Genomic DNA, 24614 nt, shown 5'->3' on the forward strand with positions numbered 1-24614 from the left:
TAATATGATTAATACTTCCATTTAGTTTATAAAAAAATAATATTAGGCTTTTAAAATCTCTATAATTAGTCAGGTATGTCACATAACGTCCCGCAGGTTCGCGACGTCCCCGCTAACGCTCCAAGCTTCTAATTAAAGCTACAATCTTACATAAGTCAGCCCCAATTCTCATTTGTGCTCATAACTGAAATGTAGCTAATCCGCTGTTAGGTTAAGTGCTACCCCACGGACTATCTAATATACTTACTTTTTTGTTAGTAACATCTAATTCAATTTTTGAACCAATAGGCAAAGTAAACATTGGATGAGTATGACAGCAATCAAATTTAGCTAAAAATGGTATATCTTTTTCTCTTAAAACTTCTTCTAATATCTCATAAGGTTCTCTATCAGTTCCTTGGTCATCAAATAACTCATGTTTACCTAAAATAATCCCAGATATTTTATCAAATACCCCACTTACTCTAAGTAATGAAAATAATTTTTCCATATGTGATGCTGTTTTCATCGTATCTTCAATGAATAAAATGTCCCCTTTTTTTATTTTAGGCATATATTGACTGTTCCAAATTCCAGTCATAGCATTTAAATTTCCACCAATTACTCTTCCAACTACTTTTCCTTTATTAACCGTTATCCACTCATTTTTATTTTTAACTTTTTCCCTTTCTTTCTCTTCCCAATTTATATGTTCATCTGTCCAGTACTTTGGTTGTTCATAAATATAAGGAAAACTTTGTTCTTCTATTAAAATATCACTAAAATAATTATATGTTTCATGAACAAAAGGAGGAAATTCTCCAAATGAAGGAATTAGAGCTGATCCATAAAAAGTCTTTATCCCAGTTTTAGAATATATAGCTAATAAAATAGCAGTTACATCTGAATAACCTATCATAATCTTAGGATTTTTCTTAAATGCTTCATACTCAATATACGGTAATATTGAATTAGAATTTGTTCCCCCAATTACTGACATAATACATTTAACTTCAGGATTTCTAATTAATTCATTCAATTCTTCTGCTCGATCTTTTATATTACCCGATCTATAAAAATCTTTTTTACCAGTCAATTTACCAGCTAATAAATTAAAACCTTTCTTTTCAAGATATTCTTTAGCTCTTTGAAATCTTTTTGGAGCAGTATTAGTTGCTGGGCAAGAAGGAGAATAGAAACCTATTGTATCTCCCCTTTTTAATTTTTTAAAATTCATGATAACCTCTCCTTTCAAGCAAAGTAACATTTCACCTAACGTCCCGCAGGTTCACGACGTCTCCATTAACGTTCCTAACTCCTAATTAAATTAAAACCTTATGTAACTCATCCCAGCCTTCATTTATGTCCATCGCCTGGGATGTCGTTAATCTGCTGTTATCTGACGTACGTTATTATAAATCATCTATTATCAACTTCTATGAATAATCTAGTGTAATTATTATTATTTATTTAGATATTATTATTTTATACTCTGTTTTACTAGTTTTTTCAATCCCTTTTTTAATAACAAAATATTTAAGTTTAAAGACTGGTATTATAAAGTATTAATTAATTTTAGCCTATTATTACTCAATAGAAAAATTTAAAACTAATTAAATCAATCTAATGACCATAAACTTCTATATTCTTTTTATTACTACCATACTTGACACCCTATTTATATTATGGTAAAATTTATATTGTTGAAGGGAGGGATAATATGGCAGATAAAGGTTTTATTAAACCAGAAAAGAAAGATTTTCAAACAGTTTATGGGAATTTAAATGAATCAGATATTTTTTCGGCAGAAATATGTCCTAGTCAATGTACTGGATGTATGTGTCAATGTAAATCTACTACTTTAAAAGATAATATGGTTGATTGGATATAATATTTAAAGGAGGTGCTTTTATGAGTATTCTTGTTCCTAATAAAGAAGACTTTAATAAAGTTTATGGTAATTTAAATAATGTTAATTCTGTAGCTGCTAAATGTGCTTGTGTAGCTTGTAATAGTTGTACTTGTGCCTGCTCTTGTAGAATTACAGATAATTGCGAATTACCTTGGTAGTACTTAGAAAATGTTTTATAAATATTACTTATTTCTTAATTATAATAAATTCAACAAATAAGTTCAAAAGTAATCTTATTTGTTGAATTTGTTATTTTATCATAATATATAAAGGAGTTATTTTTATGTCTAAAAATGAAATATATTTTTCTAAATTTTCTCATGAAATAATTAAAAAAAATGTTCATGCTTTTTTTCATTCACTTCGTATGCAACCAGTTTTTGTTTCAAAAGAAATAGCTAATCATATAAATAAATTAAAAAATATTAATAATGTAAATAAATTATTAAGTTCTATTGAAGATTCTAAAACAGAAAAACAAGTATCATCAGTTATAGATAGTTTAATTGAAAATAAAGTTTTAACTACCTCTTGCAAAACTGATGACCAAGTTATTAATCACTTTAGAAATAGTTTAGGTGAGCCTTATATTGAAATTGCATACTTTATACTAACAGATGATTGTAATTTTGATTGTTCTTATTGTTTTATAGAAAATAATATTGATACTAAAAATTATAATAAGAATTATATGTCAAAAGAAACAGCACTAAAAGCCTTAGATTTTTTCTGCAAACAAATAAAACAGAATCCTAAAAAATTTAATGATGAAAAAACCATTATTTTTTATGGCGGAGAACCTCTTTTAAATACAGATACTTTATCTGCATTATTGGAAAAAATAAAAAAATATAAACAAATTAATAAATTGCCTAAAAATTTAGATTTATCTATTGTAACAAATGGTTCCTTACTAGATTCAAAAACAATAAAATTACTTGATGAAAATGATGTTTCTATTGGTATTTCAATAGATGGTGATGAAAGTGCTACAAACTCTTGCCGTTGTTATTCAAACTCTGAACCAGTTTATTATGATATAATTAAAGGAATAAACAATTGTAAGAATGAAGGAGTTAACTTTAGCCTATCCGTGACTTTAACAGAAAACAGTGTTGAAAATCCTGATTCTACACTTGAAACTTTATATAAGTTAAATCCTCAATCGGTAGGATTTAATATGCTCATGACAGATGATAATTTTCAAGTTAAAGATGATTATAACGAAAAAGCCTCTAATTTTATGATTAAAGCTTTTAAAAAATTTCGTGAAGATAGCATATATGAAGACCGTATTATGAGAAAAGCAAAGGCATTTGCTAAATCTAAAGTTTATCCTTTTGATTGTGGTGCAACTGGAGGTAGTCAAATTGTTGTTGCTCCAGATGGCGAAGTAGGAATATGTCATGGCTTTTTACCAAATAGAAAACACTTTACAACAAATGTTAATGATGATAATTTCAATCCTAAAGAAAATAAAGTATATAAAGAATGGGCTGAAAGGTCTCCACTTAATATGGAAGAATGTCAAGATTGCCTTGCTTTAGGAATTTGTGGTGGAGGATGTCCATTTAATTCATATCAAAACGGTGAATCTATTTGGGACTTAGATGAAAGATTCTGTATCCATGCCAAAAAAACTTTAAAATTTCTTATTTGGGATTTATATAATAAAATATCATAAAAATTTTATTTTTATTAAGGTAATAGTTTTTTTGAAAAACTCCTATTACCTTGTTATTATTTATACTAAGTATATTAGATAATGTCCCTGGGGTTCGCGACGTCTAGCTCAATCCTCCTATAACTTGTCCATCCTCTAAAACTTACATATGTAATCCCTAGGCTTGCCTAAACTCTTAGCCTAGATGTCGCTAACCCCATGTTATCTGAAGTACCCCGTCCATTCACTTAACTATCTTATAAAAAAAGCACTCTTCTATAAGAGTACTTTTTTATTAATTATATGTAATTTCTATATTGGAATTAAGAAACTCATATTTATCTAAAACATCGTTGTTCTTCTCGATATTTTTTTCTTCAATTTTTTTAATATTTTCCTTTAAAAACTCATCTTTTATTTTTTTTAATGAATTAATATCTTCTGTCTCAGTAACTTCTTCTACTTCATCTTTAAGATTAATCATATTTACTTCATTTTCTTCTCTTAAATCATCTAATTCTTCATTCGAATTACTCAATGAAGCTTCTAAATTTCTATTTTCTAAATAACATTTTAAGAAAATTGAAAATCCAATTCCTGTAGCAACTATCATTTCCATAGGACTATTGTGAGTAATCTTCTTAATATCAAAAAATTCTTCATCTTTTTGACTTCTATTTATATGTTTTAACCCCAAAATTGATATAGTTCTATTCTTTTGATTATAAACACCAATAACTGGTCTAGAAAGCTTATTAAAAATATTAAAAAAAGACATATAGTATTCTCTTTTTATTCTAGGATATTTATTCTCTAATTTACTATAAGAAATATTTTTTATTGAAAACACTTGTCTATCTTCTTCATAAATATTATATTTATTTAATGAATTACTAACTATATCTTCAATCTTTTTCTTTATTAATTCATATTTCGATTCTTCTTCAAACAAATTAAATTTCTCATTTTTAATACAATTTAATGCATCACTTTTTAATTTTTTTATAGCCTTTTTTATTGTATTATTGCTGTTTATATAATCAGTTAAAAAGCCTTTACTAATTTTAGAAATTCTATTATTATAAAATAACTTATTAATTTTTTCAAATAATTCAAATATAAATGCTATATGATATATATCATTATTAGGTTTCATACTAGTAGGTTGCCCAATGCGATATAATTTTTCTAATGAAGAGGACTTATTTAAATTTATACCAAAAAGATTATTGTATTTATCATCATATTTAAATGAACTATCCATTATTATAATATTTCTAGGTTTTACACCATCATTTATTTTTTCTATTAATTCATTTATTAATTCATTTTTATAATAACAAGTGGATATGTTTTTTAAAAGATTAGATAGTTCCCAACCAGTTAATGAGTCTCCAGAACTTTGAATGAATTCTACAATCATTTCGTTATATTTGCTATTTTTCATATAAAAACTCCCTTCATTATTAAATTTATTTTTTTATACTTTCTTCAAGTTCATTTATAACATCTTTTTTTCCTTTCTCATACTCTATTTTTAATTTATTATCTAAAACTTCTTTTTTGAGATCAGAAAAATATAAATTTAAAAAACTTAGTCCAATAGTTAATAATAAAATAGTCTCCTCACCTAATAACTCTCTAATTTGTAAAATGATTTTTTCATTTTTTAATAAATGCAATCCAATAATGCAGAATACTCCAACAAATATAAATTTTTCCCTGTGTTTATTGAAAAAATTAGATAATGCAAAAAATAAAGACCCCAAAGCAAAACTAAACACAATAATTCTATCTAGTGACAATAAATCTATAACATTAAAACAAGCAAGACCAATAAATATAATAGCTAAATACATTGTTAATTTATCTCTACTATTTTTAGGCATATTTTCACCACTCTAATTATTTATTTAATAGCAATAAATTTTAAACTTATTATAACACAAATAATTATTATTTTCTACATAATCAACCTAAAAATACCACAACTTTACAAATTAGTTTTTAGAATGTTTTCCGGTTTATAAATTTAGGGGTATTTCAGATAACGTCCCTAGGCTTCAAGACATCCATTAATGTACCTGCAATTATTTTTCTATACTCTGAATTTCATAAATCAACACTTCTTTCTGCTCCACAATTTCATTGATGTCTATAAACCTATGTTATGTGACCGTACCTGACATCAGCTTGCTCTACTATTACTTTAAAAACTACTGTATTTTCATTTTCCTCAACAACCCTTTCAGTTTTTAAAAGCACATAGATTACTCTTTTCTCTCACATTTCATATAAACTCTCTACTATTTAGTAAAAGTTACTCTTATTATCCTTACTAAAAAAATTTAAAAAAGAGGATTGATTAATTCCTTAAACCCCTCTGCAACTTCTTCTTGTTATACTTCTGCTCACCTCAATAATTACTCCAAAAGTACCTAATTTCAAACTTAGTTCAATTTATCTCTGCTCCCAATTACTTAGACAGCAGCTGCTATCTAATTTAAATCTATATTCTAATACTATAGTCTGTTAATTATATAAGTTATCCCTTGCTACTACTCTCAAATTTGATATTAACTTCAATCCTCGTCAACCTCAATCAATCTATTCCTAATATGATCAATACTTCCATTTGGTTTATAAAAAAATAATATTAGGCTTTTAAAACCTCTATAATTAGTCAGGTATGTCACATAACGTCCCTGGGGTTCGCGACGTCTAGCTAAACTCTCCTATAACTTGTCCATTCTCTAAAACTTACATATGCAACCTCTAACCCCATCTGTCCTCTTAGCCTAGATGTCGTTAACCCCATGTTATACGCCGTCAATTTTGGGTTAACCTAATTAACTTAATATTTTCTTTGTAGTTTTGAAATGTAATTTAGCAACTTCATCTAATTTTTCTTTACCATATTTTTCAACGAAGTTTTTCCCTTGATTAATGACTTTATTAGAAGCTCCTTTATTGAAATCAAAATTATACCTTTTTGACATGCCTTTTAATCTAGAAATAAACTCGTTTCTAGCTAAAATACTAGCAGCTGCAACAGCAATATTTTCTTCTGCTTTAGGTCTTTGCTCCAAAATAATATTTTTCCCTTTTTCCATTAAAGCATTCTTAATTAATTCTTCATTTCCAAATTGATCAGATAATGCATAATTACAATCTACTCCTTCAAGTATGTTTTCTATTGATCTGGCGTGCCCCCAAGCAAGAATTTTATTCAAATTATTCATACTATCATATAATTTATTGTATCTATTATTACCAATTGGAACTATAGAATATTCACATTCCCTTTTAATCTTAGCAGCTAATAATCCAATTCTAGTATCTGATAATTTTTTACTATCATCAACTCCAAGTTTGATTAATTTTTCTTTTACTTGATCATCAACATAAACTCCTGCTATAACTAATGGACCAAAATAATCTCCTTTTCCTGATTCATCAACTCCAATTAATTTATTAGTATTTTCAATACTTTCCTCTGATTTCCCATCCATCTCGTTTTTTAGCATTGACTCATATTTTTTGATTTCATCTTTAGGAGATATTAATTTTAAGAATTCATCTTTTACATTGACAACATTTACATTACCCTTTTGAGCAATCCAATTAGCTTTTTTTTGTTGTTTTAACGAGAATCCATCTTTTACAAGAGTAATAAGTGCACTATCAACATCAATATTATCAATAGTAACCTCATCTTTTGAATCATCAACATTTTGAATACTACTATTTATTTTATTGAAATCTAATAATTCATAACACTCTTTCATAACTTTAATGATTTCTTTTATATCATTTTCTGCCCTTTCAAATTTTGAAATATCTTTTGGTGCCATATAATCTGAATGCAAATTTTTATTTCTATGTGATTGCCAAACATTTTCTAAAGAAACAGCAATATGTTTATTATGTGTACTACATTCTATATATTCCAATATTTCTTTATCAGCTAGTTTTGTCCCAATCGCTGCTCTAACATCTGCTTTATAAGCCTTTTCGTTCATAATATTTGTATCAATAAATATTTTTATCAAAAATCCTTCAAAAACAATAGCAAAATTTCTAATCAATATAGCAAAATTATTAAAATCAACTTTTTTGTCTTTAGCAAATTCATATAAAGAAACAGCATCTAAAAAATCAATTTGATCATTTACATTTAAATAATTAAATAAGCCTTTTCCTAAATATTCTTCCCCTGTAGATAATGTATGATTTTCAGTTTCAGATTCTTCTATATAATCACAAAAATCAGATGCTTCCTCAAAATAATCTTTTATTTCTTTTTCAAATTCTTTTTTATGTTTTTGTTTTATATGATTTTTAATTTTAAAATAAACTTCATCTGCCTCTTTTGTAGTTTTGCCTTGAAATAATATTTTGCCAGAAGTAAAAAAAGTAATTTTTATATTTGCTATATTATAAAAAACTTCACTATATTCATGAGATGATTTTTGTACCTTAGCCCCCATGCTTTCTAATAGCTCTTTAATTTCATTTCTTAATTTTTCTTTAGTAAGGGTTAAAGTTTTAGGGAAATCTATTTCTCCAGATTCACTATTTTCTTTAGACATTTTTTTATCTTTTTCTAGAACGATATCATTAATTATATCTGTTATCTCTTCATCTTTAACCTGAGATAAATCTAACCTTGTTCCCTTCTTTTTACTTTCATAAATTCTAACTAATTCTTCTTTATTATTATAATTTACATTAAATTGCACTCCATAACTTATTTCTGTATAGCTATCAACTTCAAAATCATTATCTTCTAATTTTGATTTAACTTCTTCATAATAATTATATTTGTCCAATGTATTATCCTCCCAAATTAAATTGATGGCGTATAACGTCCCTAGGCTTCAAGACGTCCATTAATGTACCCGCAATTATTTTTCTATACTCTGAATTTCATAAATCAACACTTCTTTCTGCTCCACAATTTCATTGATGTCTATAAGCCTATGTTATGTGACCGTACCTGACATCAGCTTGCTCTACTATTACTTTAAAAACTACTATATTTTCATTTTCCTCAACAACCCTTTCAGTTTTTAAAAGCACATAGATTACTCTTTTCTCTCACATTTCATATAAACTCTCTACTATTTAGTAAAAGTTACTCTTATTATCCTTACTAAAAAAATTTAAAAAAGAGGATTGATTAATTCCTTAAACCCCTCTGCAACTTCTTCTTGTTATACTTCTGCTCACCTCAATAATTACTCCAAAAGTACCTAATTTCAAACTTAGTTCAATTTATCTCTGCTCCCAATTACTTAGACAGCAACTGCTATCTAATTTAAATCTATATTCTAATACTATAGTCTGTTAATTATATAAGTTATCCCTTGCTACTACTCTCAAATTTGATATTAACTTCAATCCTCGTCAACCTCAATCAATCTATTCCTAATATGATCAATACTTCCATTTGGTTTATAAAAAAATAATATTAGGCTTTTAAAACCTCTATAATTAGTCAGGTATGTCACATAACGTCCCTGGGGTTCGCGACGTCCCCATCTAATACTCCTAACTCTAACTAAACTTCTAAGTCTGACATAAGTTATCCGCACCTTTGTCTATACACTCTAGTTGGGATGTAGCTAACCCCATGTTAGCTGAAGTCCTCTATTCTCTCCGTTTGATTTCTCTAAACTCATCTCTTAATAATGCATACTCCATTAATCTTCCTAAAAATTTTTTAGTCCTACTCTGATTAATTTTTATTTCTTTCTTATTATCAAAACTGCCTAAAAATATTTTATTATTTTTAACTAAATTAGGTGATTTTGACTTGATAAAATTAACAACTTCTTTATTTCTAACTCTACCTGAATTCCCAACTGTTAACGCACCACTATGCCAAATTTTATAATTGTTTTCACTAACAGAAGTATATTTATCAAGATTTAACTGTAAAGAATTATGACTTTTTTTATAATCATCTATCGCTACAACTAATACAGTTTTAGGTGATTTGCTATATCCCCCTGCCATAATTGAAATACTAATTATTTGATTATTCTTACTTTTATCTTCTATGATAAAATATCTATATAACCCTGTCCAACTCCCACCTGATGCATTACTAAAAGAAGTAAATCTAATACCTCCATCTTCAATTAAAGAAATTTCATTTATTTTTTGTGAAGATAATTTATTATTTTCATTCTGAATACATCCAGCAAGATTTATAAAAAAAGGACGTAACATATCACTACTATTTTCACTTAACCATCCATTATTTATAAATTCCTCTACAACTTCATCGTTATTTATTTTATTAAAATCAGGTCGTTTCCATGGTTTATACTCTGATGTATCAAACACAAGGTTTTTCTTATCAATTAAATCTTTATATGTAGGCAATTTATCCAAACTTCTGTAAATCTCTTTTTCATAATCCCAACTTTTTATTATGAAATAATTACCATTAGTTATAGCAACTGTGTCTGCATAAATAATTTCATCGTATTTTCGTACTTGTTTAAATACTTCGTCTGTTAAATGTACATTTGGAGCTTTGCATTCTACTATTAGAACTGGTACAAATTTATTATCCTCAGTATAAGCAGAAACAATTATATCTGCTCGTCCTCTAGCTCTTTTTTTATAATAACTCATAGGAATTTCTAGCTCTATTTTACCCTTTGGAACTTTTATTTTATCTTGTAAAAATTTTATTATCTTCTGTCTTATTATTTCTTCAGGAGTTTTAATAATTAACTTCTCTCTTATAGGGTCTAGAAAACATTCTTTTCCATTCCTTATATAAGTCTTAGGTAAATCATATTTTTTAAGGTCAGTTTTTAATAACATTATTTATCCTCTCCCAAAATTAAACAATAGTCTACTTAAACTGTGCTACTAGATTATTTTTACTATTTTCACAATCATCTATATATTTATACACTTTAAACTTAAACTGTTGTTCAAAATCCCTATCTGCATACCAAATATTAGATTGCCCAAATCCAACACCATCAGTCTTCCTTCTGCCTATTTTATAATTTCTATCATTTTCTTCAAGTAGAAAACTATCTTCTAATTTAGCCTTAATATTAAACCATTTTTTAATATATGGTTTTTCAATTTTCTCATATTCCCTATATATTGTAGCATTATTCCACCAGCCTATAATTACATGGGGACTATTATTCCTCTTATCTTTTTGAGCAACCCAAACTACAAGTGTATTTTCAACATAATCACTACTACCATCATTTTGTACACAATCAGAAAAATGGCCTTTTAAATTTAACTTTTTCCATTTATTATTGTAACTTCCTGGATAAGCGAATCCATATAAGTATCCATCAATATCATAAAACATTGTTTCTTCTACATGATATTTACTTTTCCCTCCACCACTATTCTTAGGAATTTGGTCTCTTTCATTTTGTCCTCTATAATATTTCATCCATGCAATGTTGACAAAAATCATCTTTGTATTTTCAAATTCTTTTTTTAAGTCTTTTCTCATAAATATAACTCCTTTCCTTCTCTAAATTTAAATAGCAAAATAATCTTAGAGGATTTCAGCTAACTTTTTTATTAACGACACATGTCGTTAATACTAACTTATATAGAATCTTTACGACGTATGTCGTTAAGATTCTATATATATTAATCTAATCAATTAACTTATCTAATGGACTTTCAATTTTATTCATACTATTCTTACTAACATGAGTATACACTTCTGTTGTTTTTGAACTTTTATGTCCTAATAGTTCTTGGATATAACGCAAATCAGTTCCTCTTTCTAATAAATGAGTAGCAAAAGAATGTCTTAGATTATGTACCGTTACATCTTTCTTAATTTTGGCTTTACTACAAGCTTTCTTAAAAAACCTTTGTACACTTCTCTCAGTCAAATGAGAATCTGGTTTGCCTCCTGGAAACAACCATTCGTTAGGCTGATACAATCTATAATACTTCTTTAACTGCTTGAGTCCTGCTTTTGATAGTATTGTATCTCTATCCTTCTTTCCCTTGCCTTGGCGAATACGAACTATCATTCTATCACTATCAATATCTTTAACTTTTAATCTAACAACCTCACCTACTCTTAACCCACCCGAATAGATAAGGTACAAAATAGTTTTATGCTTTTCATTATCAAGTACTTCTAGTATATTTGTTACTTCTGATTCACTTAATACAGTTGGTAGCTTTTTTTCTTTTTTAGGTCTTGGTACCTTAACAGAAATATTATTCTTATCTAAAACTTCTCCCATAAGCTTAATGGCACTAATTGCCTGATTAACAAATGAATGCGATAACTCTTCTTCCTCTAATAAAAATAAAGTATATTCTTTTACGTCCCTATTAGTAATTGCTTTTAATTCCTTATCGATGAAACTAGTAAACTTACTAATATGACTTAAATAAGATTCTATTGTGTTAGAACTGTACCCTTTTAGCTTAATTTTCTCCTCTACTTCTTTGATAATAGAATTCTTATTAGACATGAATTGGCACCTCTTTTAAAATTGATTTATAATTTGTATAACCAATTCATGTATTTAATATACAATATGACATAATCTTTCCAGTATAATATCTTATTTAATAGATAAATGCAAATTTTTATCGAAAATAGTCACAAATAAAAAAACCAGATGCAATTAAGCATCTGGTTAATTTACTCTGCTAGTTTTTCTTCTACTTCTGCTTCATCTACCTGATCAAACTCTTTTGGAGGTGGTAGCTGATTAAGGCTCTTTAGTCCCATATACTCAAGAAATCTCTGGGTGGTACCATAGATAATTGGCCGTCCAATAGCATCTTTACGACCTTTCTCTTCTACCAAACCTCGTTTCTGAACTGTCTTAAGAGCCTTTTCTACATTAACACCTCTAATTTCTTCAATTTCTGATCTAGTTACCGGTTGCTTGTAAGCAATAATTGCTAAAGTCTCTAAACCAGCTTGACTCAATGTATTATCTTCATCAGGCTTATGAAATTCTTTAACAATGGAGCGGTATTGAGATTTAGTTTGAAACTGAAAACCATGATTAATTTCTACTAGTTCAATTCCTTTATCTTGAGCTTGATACTCTTCTTTAAGGGTAGCTAGTTGGTCTTTAATCTCCTTAGTAGTTAAATCAGTTACTTTCTTAATCTCTTTAACTTCTAGTGGTTCAGTTGCCATAAATAATAAAGCTTCTACTACTGCTTTAGTTTCTGTCTCTTCCATCACTACCACTCCTAACATGATAAATCTTAATTGTAGCAAAGCTATCTTCTTGTTCTATTCGTAACTCCTTTAGTTTAATTAATTCTAACAGAGCCATAAAAGTAACTACTATCTCTAACTTAGATTCTAAATCAGAGAATAAGTCAACAAAGGTCATATTCCCTGCCTGATTCAATACCTGCTGCATAATATAACCTTGTTGTTCTTCAATAGTTACCTCCTCAGGATTAAGATGAGAGATTCCCTTCTCTTCTTTCTCTTTTTCTTCTTTAGTTTCCTCTTGTCTAATCTCATGTCTAGCTAAAACTTTCTGGAAAGCACCTACAAAGTCAGTTAGTTCCACATCTTCTAATGGATTTTCTTCTTCAAACTCCAACTTTCCTAATAAAGGAGCTACATTTCTAGTATAAGATTTTTGTTGTTTCTCTTCAAAGTTCTGTAGTTTAGAGGCTAGATTCTTATATTTTTTATACTCTAACAACCGCTCTACTAACTGCTGGCGTGGATCCTTTTCTTCATCATCATCATTCTCATCTTGTTTCTTACTTGGCAATAGGTTTTGAGCTTTAATCTCCATTAACTTAGCTGCCATTACTAGAAATTCACTAGCTACATCTAAATCCAATCGCTGCATAGTAGCAATATAATTTAAATACTGTTCTGTAATCTCTGCTATTTGAATATCATAGATCTCTACTTCATTCTTATTAAGTAGGTGTAATAGTAGATCTATTGGCCCTTCAAAACTTTCAACCTTTACTTCGTAGCTCATCTTTCCACTCCTATTTTAAATTCATTGCCGATCTAACTTCCTCAAGTGTTTTTCGGGCCAACTTCCTTACCTTCTTAGTCCCTTCTTCTAAAATTTGATCTATCTCTTCTGGATTAGCTAATAATTCTTCTCTCTTCTGGCGAATACCTGCTAATCTATCATTCAACTCATCAGCTAAACCTTGCTTACAAGCTACACAACCTAAATCAGCACTTTCACATCCTTCTTTAATTTCAGCACATTCATCTTCATTAAATATCTCATAGAAACTATAGACAGAACAGACATCTGGATTTCCTGGATCACTTAATCTCACTCGATCAGGATCTGTTACCATCTGATTAACCTTATTCTTAATTTCTTCTTCGTCATCAGCTAGATAGATAGCATTACCATAGCTTTTACTCATCTTCCTGCCATCTAAACCAGGCAGTCTTGGCACCTTAGCTAATTTAGGTTCTGGTTCAGGAAATACTTCTTCGTATAAGTAATTAAATCTACGAGCAATATCTCGTGTAATCTCAATATGTGGCAGTTGATCTTCACCTACTGGTACAGTATCTGCCTTAGGAAATAGAATATCTGCTGCCTGTAAGACTGGATACTCTAATAATCCAAATGGAATAGAATCTTTCTTACCTAACTCTTCAGTCTGTTCTTTATAAGTAGGATTTCGCTCTAGACGCCCTACAGAAACAATCATAGATAATAATAAATGTAATTCAGCAATCTCTGGTACATCTGACTGAATAAATAACGTACTTTTTTCAGGATCAATTCCAGCACTAATCCAATCAGCTACCATCTCTCTAGTATGCTGCTTAATATTCTCCGTCTCATCATACTTAGTCGTTAGTGCATGCCAATCTGCTACCTCAAAAATACAGTTATAATCATCCTGTAGATTCTTCCAGTTATCTAAAACACCAATTAAATGTCCTAAATGTAATTTACCTGTTGGGCGTGAACCACTTAAAATAGTACCTTTATCTCCCACTTGTCATACCTCCTAATTGTATAATATTTTATATTAAAATAGTCTTAATTTTGTAGATGGTTAACTTTAAAGTGCTACAGCTATCTGTCATCTGCTGTCTCTTGATAATTCCTATGTTTTAATGTTTTTTAATGTATTTATGATTTTGAATTTGACTTAGCTGACCCTACGAATTTCATAGAAACTCTTCGTGATAAAGCATATCTGCTGACGACAGACGACTACTAACTATAGCACGAAAGTGTCACTCTATAATTTTACTGATAACACACACTGATTCCTCACACTAACAACTTAAACTTGTAAAATCAACCTAAATAATATATTGAAAGCTGGATTAATAATAAAATCTAACCACCCCATAAATAAAAATAACAATAAAAAGAATGGCCCATAAGCTTTAAGGTTATATATAATATGATTCATACTGCTCGGTAGAATACCTTCTAAGATCTTAGAACCATCTAAAGGTGGTACAGGAATCAGATTAAATATAGCTAAACCTAAATTAACACCAATAGCAATCCGAAAGAAGAGAGCTATCACCCTTGGATTTAAAAATGAATATAAAAAAGGTAAATGATTGTAAATTACAGCAAATAAAACTGCTAATAAGATATTAGCCAATGGACCTGCTAACCCAACTAACATCATACCTCGCTTTTCATTTTCAAAATATCTAGGATTTATTTGAACTGGCTTGGCCCAACCAAATCTTCTAGTAATCAATAAAACAAAAGTACCTAAAAAGCTCAAATGGGCCAATGGATTTAAAGTCAACCTCCCTGTCGCCTCTGGAGTAGGATCACCTAATATATCTGCCATCTTTCCATGAGCAAACTCATGCATTGATAATGATAACAATAATATAGGAATTAATAATATTAACTCACCAATAAAGCCTCCCATTCTTTACCCCCTTTCTTCTAAACAATCTTTTAGAAATGATTCTTCTTCTTGGTAAGAATCTATCTTATCATTTAATTTAGCTTGTTTTACTTTATCCAACACTTCTTTAAAATAAGGGCCAGGTTGATAACCTAAATCAATAATATCCTGACCACCAACTTCTAGTTCAACCCACTTTAACTCTTCTAAATAAAGACCAATCTTATCCTCTAAACTAAAGTCATTAACTAAAACAAATAGTAACTCCTCTAAATCTAAGACCTCTAAAGTATAGTATATTTTACTATTCTGCTCAACTTCCTTTAATTTAGTAGTTACCTTATCAACTTGTTGAGTAAACTCTACATATTGGGTTAAATTACTAGTTAAATTAAACTTAGTACTAAACTCTTCTAATTGTCTACTACCCAGATTAGATACTAAAACCATTAAATAAAGCATCCACTGCCCAAACTTGACCTCTATTTCTAAATTAGCTAACCAGTCTAGCACTCTATCTACTTGCTGGGCCAACTCTCTTTTCTCATTATCCCAAGACAGTCCATCAATAAAGTAACTTAGTATTCCATAGTCAGCCAATAGATCAATAAATACTTTAGGGTGTGCATCTTTTAGACCATGCTCTAGCTTACCAAACAACCTATTAGGACTCAGCTTATCAATTACATCTAATTCAATAGCCTGTCTAATTAAATCTTCTGTCTGTTCATCAAATTGATATCCATAACGACTAGCAAATCGCAATCCACGAAAGACTCTTGTTGGATCATCATATAAACTAAAGTTATGTAGTAGACGAATAATCCCTGATTCCAAATCTGCTTTACCATTGAAATAATCAACTAACTGACCGAAAGAATCTGGATTAAGCTGAATAGCTAAAGCATTAATAGTAAAATCACGCCGGAAAAGATCCTGCTGAATTGAACCAGACTCAACTTCAGGTAGACTAGCAGTATAAGGATAATACTCGACTCTAGTAGTAGCAATATCTAACTTCAAATCACCTAAATCAACAACTGCTGTCCCAAAATCATGGTATAAATCAAGATCTCCATTTAACTCTTGAGCCAACATCTTAGCAAACTCAATCCCTTCACCTTCTACCACCAAGTCAAGATCTAAATTAATCCTATCTAATAATAAATCTCTAACAAAGCCACCTACAATATATAGATTATAACCAAGTTCATCAGCTAATTCACCAGCCTGCTGTAGTAGTTCAATAATCTCTCTATCTACTAGTTTAAGCTCTTCAGTTACATCATATCTCCTCTCTTGAACCTGTACCAGACTACGTCCATATAAGTTCTGACGATTCTTAAGATAATCATCAGTACCATAGAATAATCTTAACAGGTCATTGCGAGTCACAATTCCTACTATATTATCCTCTTTATCAATTACAGGTAGTCGCCCAATATCATGCTCAACAATCTCTTCTTGGACTTCCTTTAATGAGGCTTCAGGTTCAATAGTAATTACCTTAGTCGACATATACCCTTTGACAGGAGCATGAAGTAGATCATAATTTCTGACCTTATCAATATCTCGCTTAGAGATAATACCAACTAATTCATTATCATCACAGACTACTAAGCCTGACCAACCTTTACGTAACATAATCTCATCTGCTTCCTCCATTGTTGTATCAGGAGTAACTGTCTTGACAGGACTAGACATTATATCTTCAACTAAGACTGACGGATTAACCTTTTCTCGTGCTACCTGTAAGACTTTCTGTTCCCAAGCTAAGAGATCACACCCTTCATTACACTTAACTGTAGCTGAAGCAGCTCGATTATGGCCTCCCCCTCCAAAGTGATTTAATATTTCTGCTACATTAATATTATCACTATTACTACGACCAATAACCAAAACTTTATCTTCACCTGCAAACTTAATTACAACAAATAAAGCATCACAATTATGTAATTCATTTAACTTATGGGCCAACAAGGCAATATCAGGAATATACTCCTCCACTTCAGCCTGAAAAGTATCAATCTTTAAGCCTTTAACTGAAATCTGGTGTAAAGAATCTAATAATTTATTAAATAACTTCTGTTGTTTACGATCTAGAGAGTAATCTATATACTCTTCAACAATCTCTAAGTTGGCCCCTTGCTCTAATAAAGAAGCTACAACTTGAACATCTAAAGAAGTAGTTGATTGATAAATCAAACTTCCTGTATCTTCATAAATTCCCAATGCAAATAAAGTCGCTTCAAAAGAAGTAATCTCTACCTCCTGCTGTAACAATTTCTCTACTAAGATAGTAGTCGTAGCTCCAACAGACTTAATAATTTTATCATCATCAACAGCTGTATTCTCCTGATGATGATCATAGATCAATATATCAACCTGCTCCTTTTCAAATAAATCAGCTAACGAACCTGTCCTAGCAGGTAGATCATTATCCACCATAATAACTCTTTCTACCTCTGGTTTATCTATATCACTAACTCGTTTAATAGGAATTCTATCTTTATAAAGAGCCATAAAGTTCTTTACATTATTAGCTAACTTACCTGAAAAAACCATTCTAGCTTCTGGATATAACTTCTTTGCTGCTACCATAGCAGCCAATCCATCAAAATCAGTTCGCTGGTGACTAGTGATTATTTCCATTTTATCACCCTTTTATTAGTTTACAATTTACAGTTAAATTCAAAAATAATTATAATAAAAATTACTTTCTATCCCTTGTTATTTATTATTTATTATTCACTAATCATCTTATTAAATTATTGATATAAAGTGGCACTTTCGTGCCACGGTTATTAGCCATATGCTATGATTCGTGAGCTGAATCAAAATCATAAATGCAATAAAATCCCTAGAATATAGAATTCATAGTGAATTAAGTTTTGAATTAGCTAATAGCACATAGCAGACAGCTGATAGCTGTGTCACTAAAAGTGACACACCTTATTATTATACCATAAAAGGTGACAGAAAAAAAGTAGAGCGCCCTAAGGCGCCCTTACTAGTTTATAAATTTAATTATTTATTACTAATTACTTTAATCGTTCTGGTACTACATCATTAGCTATTAGATCTTTATAATTTTCAGGCTTAACAATCCAGTCTACACTATCTTCACTTAATAATAAGACTCCTGGTCTAGTTAAACCATTATAATTACTACTCATAGCATAACCATAAGCTCCTGTGCAAGAAGTCAATAATAGATCACCAGACTCTGCTTTAGGCAATTCAATATCCTTAATTAAAATATCACCAGATTCACAACACTTACCTGTAATTGTTACTTCCTCTTCTGGATCTTGATCTGCTTTATTAACTATAGTAGCTTCATATTCAGCATCATAAAGAGCAGGTCTAATATTATCTGGCATACCACCATCAACAGCAACATACTTTCTAATATCAGGAATCTCTTTTACCGAACCTACGCGATAAAGTGTAGAACCAGCAGTACCAATAATAGACCGCCCTGGTTCATTAATAATCTTTGGTAGTGGCATATCTAATCTTTCACATGTATCTTTAATTGTTTCTGTTACAATCCGAGCATAATCATCAATACTTGGCTTATTCTCTTCTTCAGTATAAGGAATACCAATTCCACCACCTAAGTTTAACTTCTCCATTACTAACCCTGTCTCTTCTTTAACTTCCTCAACAAAGTCCATCATAATCTCAATTGCCTTACCAAATGACTTCAGCTTAAAGATTTGAGAACCAATATGACAATGTAATCCTGTCAATTTAACATTATCTAGCTCTTTAGCATCTTTGATTACCTCTAGAGCTAAACCATTTTGAACTCCTACTCCAAATTTAGAATCTGTCTGTCCAGTCTGAATATAACTATGAGTGTGAGCTTCAATACCTGGTGTAACTCTAAGTAGAATCTCCTGCACTACTCCATGTTTACCAGCTAATTGATTTAATAACTCCAACTCATACTGATTATCGACTACAAAAGTACCTACTTCTGCATCTAAAGCCATTTCAATTTCATCAGGTGTCTTATTATTACCATGAAAATAAAGCTTTTCTACTGGAAAGTCAGCCTCTAAAGCTGTATATAACTCTCCTCCTGATACAATATCTAAACCTAATCCTTCTTGGTCAATAATCTTAGCCATTGCTACAGATAAGAAGGCCTTACTAGCATATAAAGTCTCCGAATTAGGATACCACTTCTCAAAAGACTCTCTGTAAGCACGACAGTTATTCCTGATTTCAGCTTCATCTAATATATATAGCGCTGTTCCATATTCCTCGGCAATATCCTCTAAGTCATGACCAGCAATCTCTAAAGTTCCCTTCTCATTAATCTCCATTGTTCCTTGTAATTTCATAATCTATACTCCTTTCTCCCTACTCTATATTACTATTTTCTCACACTAATTTTTGATTACTAATAATAAAAAATGGTTATGAGCCAACTTATCTCATAACCGTATCCCAGTCCTAAAATAGCTCTCCACAGAAATGGCAGTAATATAACTATTAGTTATATTACCAACTCTAAAAGCTGGTAATCTCTTTTAGAGCTTCGGCAATAATCCCTTTCCTTCTAATTCTACGCTTAACCTTAGCTTCTTAGAAGTACTGATAATTGTTGCTCCTCTATCGTTTTATTCAGTTGGAAATAGCTTAACATAATTAGTCTATCTTGTCAAACCTTTTTGAAATTAATTATCAATTATTTGGCTATTCTTTGATACTAACTGTTTCTTTACAATCAGGAAACTGGCTACATCCCCAAAACTGACCATACTTTCCTTCTTCAATCTCCATTTTACTGCCACATTTAGGACAGATTTCTCCTACAATCTTTGTCTGCTTATTAGTATCTTTCTTCTCTGGTTCTGAGTTCTTCACCTTTCTTTTTTCACTCTGTTGACAGAATCCTATATCTACTAAGTACTGATTTAAAGTCCTTCGATTAACTATTTCAACTCCTAATATAGTAGCTGTCTTATTAACATCATTAGAAAGTTTATTAGTAGTTGTTACAATCCAGACTTCATCACAATCATAAAATAAGTAACATAACGTTATCAAATAAATAATACCGGATACTTGCAAGAAGAAGGTTGATTTAAATAAAAAGCTAGCTTCAAGCGAATAGTTTAAGCTATAATCAATTATATCGTTGATTTGAAAATCTTTAATCAAATTAATTATTCCCTTCAAGCTAACTCTACTTATTAACTCTTGACTTAAGCTAATTAAATAATGAAAAACACTTATCCAGTAGCAACTTCTTTGGAAACTCCATAATAGTTAGTTCCCCAAACACCTATCAAAATTAATAAAGCTCCTACTAAATGAAACCAGTAAAAAGGTTCTCCTCGAAATACTACTCCTGCTACTATTGAAACTACAGTCGTAAAGTTAGTAAAGACAGCAGACTGATAAGGCTCTAACTTAGAAAGCATAAAATTAACCATAAAGAAGGCTGCTACTGATGATAATATTCCTAAATAAATGATTGCCATTAAAACTTTTGAATTTCTTAAAGGAGCAAAATACTGGGCCAACTGCCCTTGATTAAGATGTTGAATAATAGCTACTCCATTAAAGAATAAAGCCCCAATCCACATCATAACATATGTTATTTCCACTGGTTTAAATTCTAGAGAGGATTTACGAGACAGAATATTATAGAATCCAGCCGACAAAACTGCACCTAATAAGAATAAAATACCTCCTAGCTGACCACTAAACTTTAAACTTCCTTTCATAACAATAATAAATAATACTCCCACCACTGAAGAAATAATAAATCCAATCTGTTTTAAGGCTGGTCTTTCATTAAGAAAGATAGCCGCTAAAATAGTAACACTTACAGGAATTAATGCTATCATCATTCCTGCTTCAGAAGAGGTAGTTAACCTAATCCCTACTGTTTCACAGATAAAATAAATTACTGGTTGAAAGAAACTTAATAAGAATAATAATCTAATATTCTTTTCTTTAAAATCCAGTTTAATAATTCCCATTATATTTAATATAGTAAGTAATAATGTAGCTATAGCAAATCTAAAACCTAACAGATGAAAAGTACTAATAACTGATAATGCTTCTTTAGTAAATATAAAAGAAAAACCAAAGATTACTGACACAAGTAATCCACACAAAATAGGTAAATACTTAAAGTACATCACTTTCACTCCTATCTAATTCTTATCTTTTCGTCTCTTATTATATCTGATGAAGTATTGATTTGTTAGATGAACTATTCTTTCATTAGTAAAATTATAGTTCAACACATAGAAAAGGCCAACAAGATAGTTGGCCTTTATAATATATATAAATGTTAAGAGAGGACTCAATCTTTAATTAATCCATTAAAGTATAACTCAATGATTTCATCCTTAATCTGATCTACCAAAAACTCATCCTTGAACATAAACCAATGTAGTGCTGTTATATTTACCATCCCAATTAAAGAAGCAGCAGCTGTTTCTATATTTAAATCTTTAAATTTATCACTAGCAATTCCCTCTTCTATAATTTCTTCCAAAACTACAGTATGACTACCTCTAATCTGTCTAATATTCTCTTCAAACTTACTCTTATAACCCCATATTTCTCTAGTTAAAAACTTACTAAAATCTCGATTTTGATTATAAAATTCAAGTTGAATACTAATTGATTTCTCTAGTTTCTTCTGCGGATCTGTAATATTATCTACTTCTCTTTGAATTTGACTTGTTAGGTCTTTAAAACCAGTCTCTATTAATGAGGAAATTAAATCTTCTTTATTATCAAAATAGCGATATAATGTTCCTTTTCCTACACCAGCCTCTTGAGCAATCTCCTGCATTGTAGTACTATCGGCTCCCTTTTTTGAAAACTCTGCTACAGCTACTGTAAAAATTAGTTCTTTCTTAGGATGCATAATTCCAACTCCTCAATTACTTATTAAAAATCATATTTAAATGTTGCAGATAAGTAATCATTATCATCGAATTGACCAAAGTTAGTATCCTCATCTCCTGCAAATAACTTATAATTTAATTTTAAGCTAGTATCATCTTTAAGTTTATATTCTATTTCATTATCTAACATATAGTCATGATCTTCTACATTATAAGTTAAAGTAATCGATGGTAAGATAGTTTCATTTTTAAATTTATCTGTTATTTCAAGAGCTACTAGATTAGTAAAATAATCGCCATCTTGATTATAATCTATATCAATCTTTCTAGTTGCTAGATTAGTATTATCTTTAACTTCATCTTTATCTAATACTAACTCACTCTTTATCTGTAAGTTAATATTAACATTATGCAACCCTATATCCTTATCTCCACCAACTAACCAAGCTACTTTATTATTATGTACTGTTGGATCAGTACCAGATCTATCTTCTGTTAAATAGTAAGCTAATTCAGCTCGAGAGTTAACCCCAGCAATTACAGAACTAAACTCTGTTCCTAAAGTAGTTACTCGATCATAATCTATTTTAGTATTAGATGGATTATTAGCATTAGTAATACTTGGACTTCTTAAATAACCTTGATAGAGAGAAAATCCATAATCATAACCACTTTTAGAATTAGTATATCGTAGAGCAAACTGACCATCATCATCTTCTTGCTCTAAGTCACCCAATTGCAAATCAGATCCAAATAACTTATTAATCTTTCCTAACTTATTTTCTATAAGACTTGATTTCCAATTCCCAGATTCAGCATATTGATCAGAAGTAAACTCAGGTGTATAAACTGCTTCTAAAGTTCCATTACCTAGATAATAATTCAATTTTATCATCTCTTCACCAATCTGTCTATCTAAATAATCAGGATTAACAAAATCAGTCAAATCTTCTCCCGTTAAATTATCTACTACATGTAACCGATCCCCTTTACCCCAGACTACTTTCTTCTTACCTGCAACTAAATCAAAATTATCATAGTATAATCTCATAAAGGTTTCTTCAATATTAGCTGTATCCTCTTTAGAGCTATCAAAATTTAAAGTGGTTTTCAGTTCTGAGTTATCCTTTTTATAATCTAAATCTAGATCTAATTCTGTTGTAGAATTGTCTACTAACTGATCATCTATAAGTTCTCTAATATCAAACTTTAAACTTCCTCCCCAACTTAACCTATCAGAACTGGCTCCAAATCCTGTAGTACTATCACCAAATGCACTTTCACCGAAAGCGCTAGTCTCGTTAGCTTTTGGCCCTGAACTACCTTGATTAAAAGCACTCTCTGCTGATTGGACAGTATTAACCATAACTATATTAAATAATAATAATAATGATAATGTAGTCACTACCACTTTTCTCATATTATTCCCCCCTCAAAAATATTTTATTAATTATCGTTAAATTTATCTTCCAGTTCTTAAGAATCGTTTAGTAAATCTTTGGGGACTAATTCTCTTATTATATTCAATATAAGGTGCTCCTGCCTTACTACGTTTAACATATAACCTAGTAGAGTGTCCAGTCTCTTTATCTTTCATAATAGTATTAAAAATAGTCCAAATCCCTTGAACCTTCTTAATATTTTGCTTCACTTTCATTACCTTCTCTACTTCTCCTGTTTTTTTACTATACATTTCTACTCTAACAGGAATAGAATGCTTTTTTGTCACCCAAGAAATTCTTTTAGCATACTGGGATGCTTTTAAATCTTTGGGTACAGATTTTACTACATAGCATTCATATTTACCTAACTTTTCTTGTCGTAATAATTTATGTTTATCTTCCTCTACTTCTCTAGTTTCCATATCATCATAAGTAAAATCAGACCCCATAAAAGAACTATCTCCTTGAGAGGCAGCAATTCTTCTCACTCTGCCTAAAGCGGGTAGATAAATCCATTTATCATCATCTCGATTTTTGTTCTCAACCTGCAAAAATCTAGTCCCCTGTACAGAGGCTGGAGTTCTAAATTCCATAATAGTTCGTGATAGATCTTCTGATTGGTTATAAGTTTCTCCCCATACCTCTAAAGTTCTAGGTTTTACTTCTCCTGTTTCATCTATTAAATCCATCCCCATTAAAGCATGCATTGTAGTTCCTGTATCTCTATTTTCCACTCTTTCCATAACTTCTTTTCCAGTCGTTGCAAAGGCACTAGTACTTAAAATTACAATTAACCCTAATACTAAAATCGATATTTTCTTCTTCATTCTTATTCCCCCTCTATTTTA

General features: G+C 29.9%; 21 protein-coding genes and 1 riboswitch. Of the genes, 3 read left to right on the forward strand and 18 right to left on the reverse strand.

Annotated elements, in window-relative coordinates:
• Positions 1 to 211: 211 nt before the first annotated feature.
• Entirely contained in the window at positions 212 to 1216 is a 1005-nt protein-coding gene (locus tag ACYQ39_RS04210) for a S66 family peptidase (protein ID WP_459840620.1), read from the reverse strand.
• A 483-nt stretch (positions 1217 to 1699) separates the two neighbouring features.
• Between ACYQ39_RS04210 and ACYQ39_RS04215 the strand changes: the two genes are divergently transcribed.
• The 3 genes from ACYQ39_RS04215 to ACYQ39_RS04225 all read left to right on the forward strand — a co-directional run bounded on the left by ACYQ39_RS04215 (position 1700) and on the right by ACYQ39_RS04225 (position 3575).
• Complete coding sequence (locus ACYQ39_RS04215) at positions 1700 to 1870, forward strand: hypothetical protein (protein WP_459840621.1); 171 nt, start codon at positions 1700 to 1702, stop codon at positions 1868 to 1870.
• 20 nt (positions 1871 to 1890) lie between these two features.
• Positions 1891 to 2049 carry a FibroRumin family radical SAM-modified Cys-rich RiPP gene (locus tag ACYQ39_RS04220; protein ID WP_459840622.1) on the forward strand — a complete coding sequence of 53 codons (159 nt, stop codon included), beginning with the start codon at positions 1891 to 1893 and terminating at the stop codon, positions 2047 to 2049.
• 125 nt (positions 2050 to 2174) lie between these two features.
• A complete protein-coding gene (locus ACYQ39_RS04225) occupies positions 2175 to 3575 on the forward strand; it encodes a FibroRumin system radical SAM peptide maturase (protein WP_459840623.1) in 1401 nt (466 codons plus the stop codon).
• Between the two features lie 274 nt (positions 3576 to 3849).
• On the opposite strand, the gene ACYQ39_RS04230 is transcribed toward ACYQ39_RS04225, so the two are convergent.
• The 17 genes from ACYQ39_RS04230 to ACYQ39_RS04310 all read right to left on the reverse strand — a co-directional run bounded on the left by ACYQ39_RS04230 (position 3850) and on the right by ACYQ39_RS04310 (position 24593).
• Positions 3850 to 5001 carry a hypothetical protein gene (locus ACYQ39_RS04230; RefSeq protein ID WP_459840624.1) on the reverse strand — a complete coding sequence of 384 codons (1152 nt, stop codon included), beginning with the start codon at positions 4999 to 5001 and terminating at the stop codon, positions 3850 to 3852.
• Between the two features lie 25 nt (positions 5002 to 5026).
• Positions 5027 to 5443: a hypothetical protein gene (locus tag ACYQ39_RS04235; RefSeq protein WP_459840625.1), complete on the reverse strand. Its 417-nt coding sequence runs from the start codon at positions 5441 to 5443 to the stop codon at positions 5027 to 5029.
• Between the two features lie 960 nt (positions 5444 to 6403).
• Positions 6404 to 8386 carry a ribonuclease HIII gene (rnhC, locus tag ACYQ39_RS04240; RefSeq protein WP_459840626.1) on the reverse strand — a complete coding sequence of 661 codons (1983 nt, stop codon included), beginning with the start codon at positions 8384 to 8386 and terminating at the stop codon, positions 6404 to 6406.
• Positions 8387 to 9206: 820 nt separating this feature from the next.
• Positions 9207 to 10397, reverse strand: a complete 1191-nt coding sequence (locus ACYQ39_RS04245) for a type I restriction enzyme HsdR N-terminal domain-containing protein (RefSeq protein ID WP_459840627.1) — start codon at positions 10395 to 10397, stop codon at positions 9207 to 9209.
• 31 nt (positions 10398 to 10428) lie between these two features.
• On the reverse strand, positions 10429 to 11061 hold the full coding sequence (locus ACYQ39_RS04250; protein WP_459840628.1) for a hypothetical protein: 633 nt from the start codon (positions 11059 to 11061) through the stop codon (positions 10429 to 10431).
• A gap of 148 nt (positions 11062 to 11209) precedes the next feature.
• Positions 11210 to 12052 carry a site-specific tyrosine recombinase/integron integrase gene (xerA, locus tag ACYQ39_RS04255; protein ID WP_459840629.1) on the reverse strand — a complete coding sequence of 281 codons (843 nt, stop codon included), beginning with the start codon at positions 12050 to 12052 and terminating at the stop codon, positions 11210 to 11212.
• A 173-nt stretch (positions 12053 to 12225) separates the two neighbouring features.
• Positions 12226 to 12780, reverse strand: a complete 555-nt coding sequence (gene scpB, locus ACYQ39_RS04260) for an SMC-Scp complex subunit ScpB (RefSeq protein WP_459840630.1) — start codon at positions 12778 to 12780, stop codon at positions 12226 to 12228.
• Positions 12761 to 13552 carry a segregation and condensation protein A gene (locus tag ACYQ39_RS04265; protein ID WP_459840631.1) on the reverse strand — a complete coding sequence of 264 codons (792 nt, stop codon included), beginning with the start codon at positions 13550 to 13552 and terminating at the stop codon, positions 12761 to 12763. The genes scpB and ACYQ39_RS04265 overlap by 20 nt, the downstream gene beginning before the upstream one ends.
• Before the next feature lie 10 nt (positions 13553 to 13562).
• The gene (gene trpS, locus ACYQ39_RS04270; RefSeq protein WP_459840632.1) at positions 13563 to 14549 is read right to left on the reverse strand and encodes a tryptophan--tRNA ligase; all 987 of its coding nucleotides are present in this window, start codon (positions 14547 to 14549) and stop codon (positions 13563 to 13565) included.
• A gap of 294 nt (positions 14550 to 14843) precedes the next feature.
• Positions 14844 to 15458 (reverse strand): site-2 protease family protein, encoded by a 615-nt coding sequence (locus ACYQ39_RS04275; protein ID WP_459840633.1) that lies wholly within the window; start codon positions 15456 to 15458, stop codon positions 14844 to 14846.
• Between the two features lie 3 nt (positions 15459 to 15461).
• A complete protein-coding gene (locus ACYQ39_RS04280; protein ID WP_459840634.1) occupies positions 15462 to 18089 on the reverse strand; it encodes a CBS domain-containing protein in 2628 nt (875 codons plus the stop codon).
• Positions 18090 to 18478: 389 nt separating this feature from the next.
• Positions 18479 to 19792 (reverse strand): diaminopimelate decarboxylase, encoded by a 1314-nt coding sequence (gene lysA, locus ACYQ39_RS04285; RefSeq protein WP_459840635.1) that lies wholly within the window; start codon positions 19790 to 19792, stop codon positions 18479 to 18481.
• 110 nt (positions 19793 to 19902) lie between these two features.
• Positions 19903 to 20074, reverse strand: a riboswitch (Lysine riboswitch).
• A 73-nt stretch (positions 20075 to 20147) separates the two neighbouring features.
• A complete protein-coding gene (locus tag ACYQ39_RS04290; protein ID WP_459840636.1) occupies positions 20148 to 20615 on the reverse strand; it encodes a topoisomerase DNA-binding C4 zinc finger domain-containing protein in 468 nt (155 codons plus the stop codon).
• Between the two features lie 71 nt (positions 20616 to 20686).
• A complete protein-coding gene (locus ACYQ39_RS04295; protein ID WP_459840637.1) occupies positions 20687 to 21604 on the reverse strand; it encodes a DMT family transporter in 918 nt (305 codons plus the stop codon).
• A 167-nt stretch (positions 21605 to 21771) separates the two neighbouring features.
• Entirely contained in the window at positions 21772 to 22344 is a 573-nt protein-coding gene (locus tag ACYQ39_RS04300; RefSeq protein ID WP_459840638.1) for a TetR/AcrR family transcriptional regulator, read from the reverse strand.
• A 23-nt stretch (positions 22345 to 22367) separates the two neighbouring features.
• Positions 22368 to 23744 (reverse strand): hypothetical protein, encoded by a 1377-nt coding sequence (locus ACYQ39_RS04305; protein ID WP_459840639.1) that lies wholly within the window; start codon positions 23742 to 23744, stop codon positions 22368 to 22370.
• 42 nt (positions 23745 to 23786) lie between these two features.
• Positions 23787 to 24593 (reverse strand): outer membrane lipoprotein-sorting protein, encoded by an 807-nt coding sequence (locus ACYQ39_RS04310; RefSeq protein ID WP_459840640.1) that lies wholly within the window; start codon positions 24591 to 24593, stop codon positions 23787 to 23789.
• Positions 24594 to 24614: the final 21 nt, after the last annotated feature.

It is taken from the genome of Halanaerocella petrolearia, from assembly GCF_054657875.1.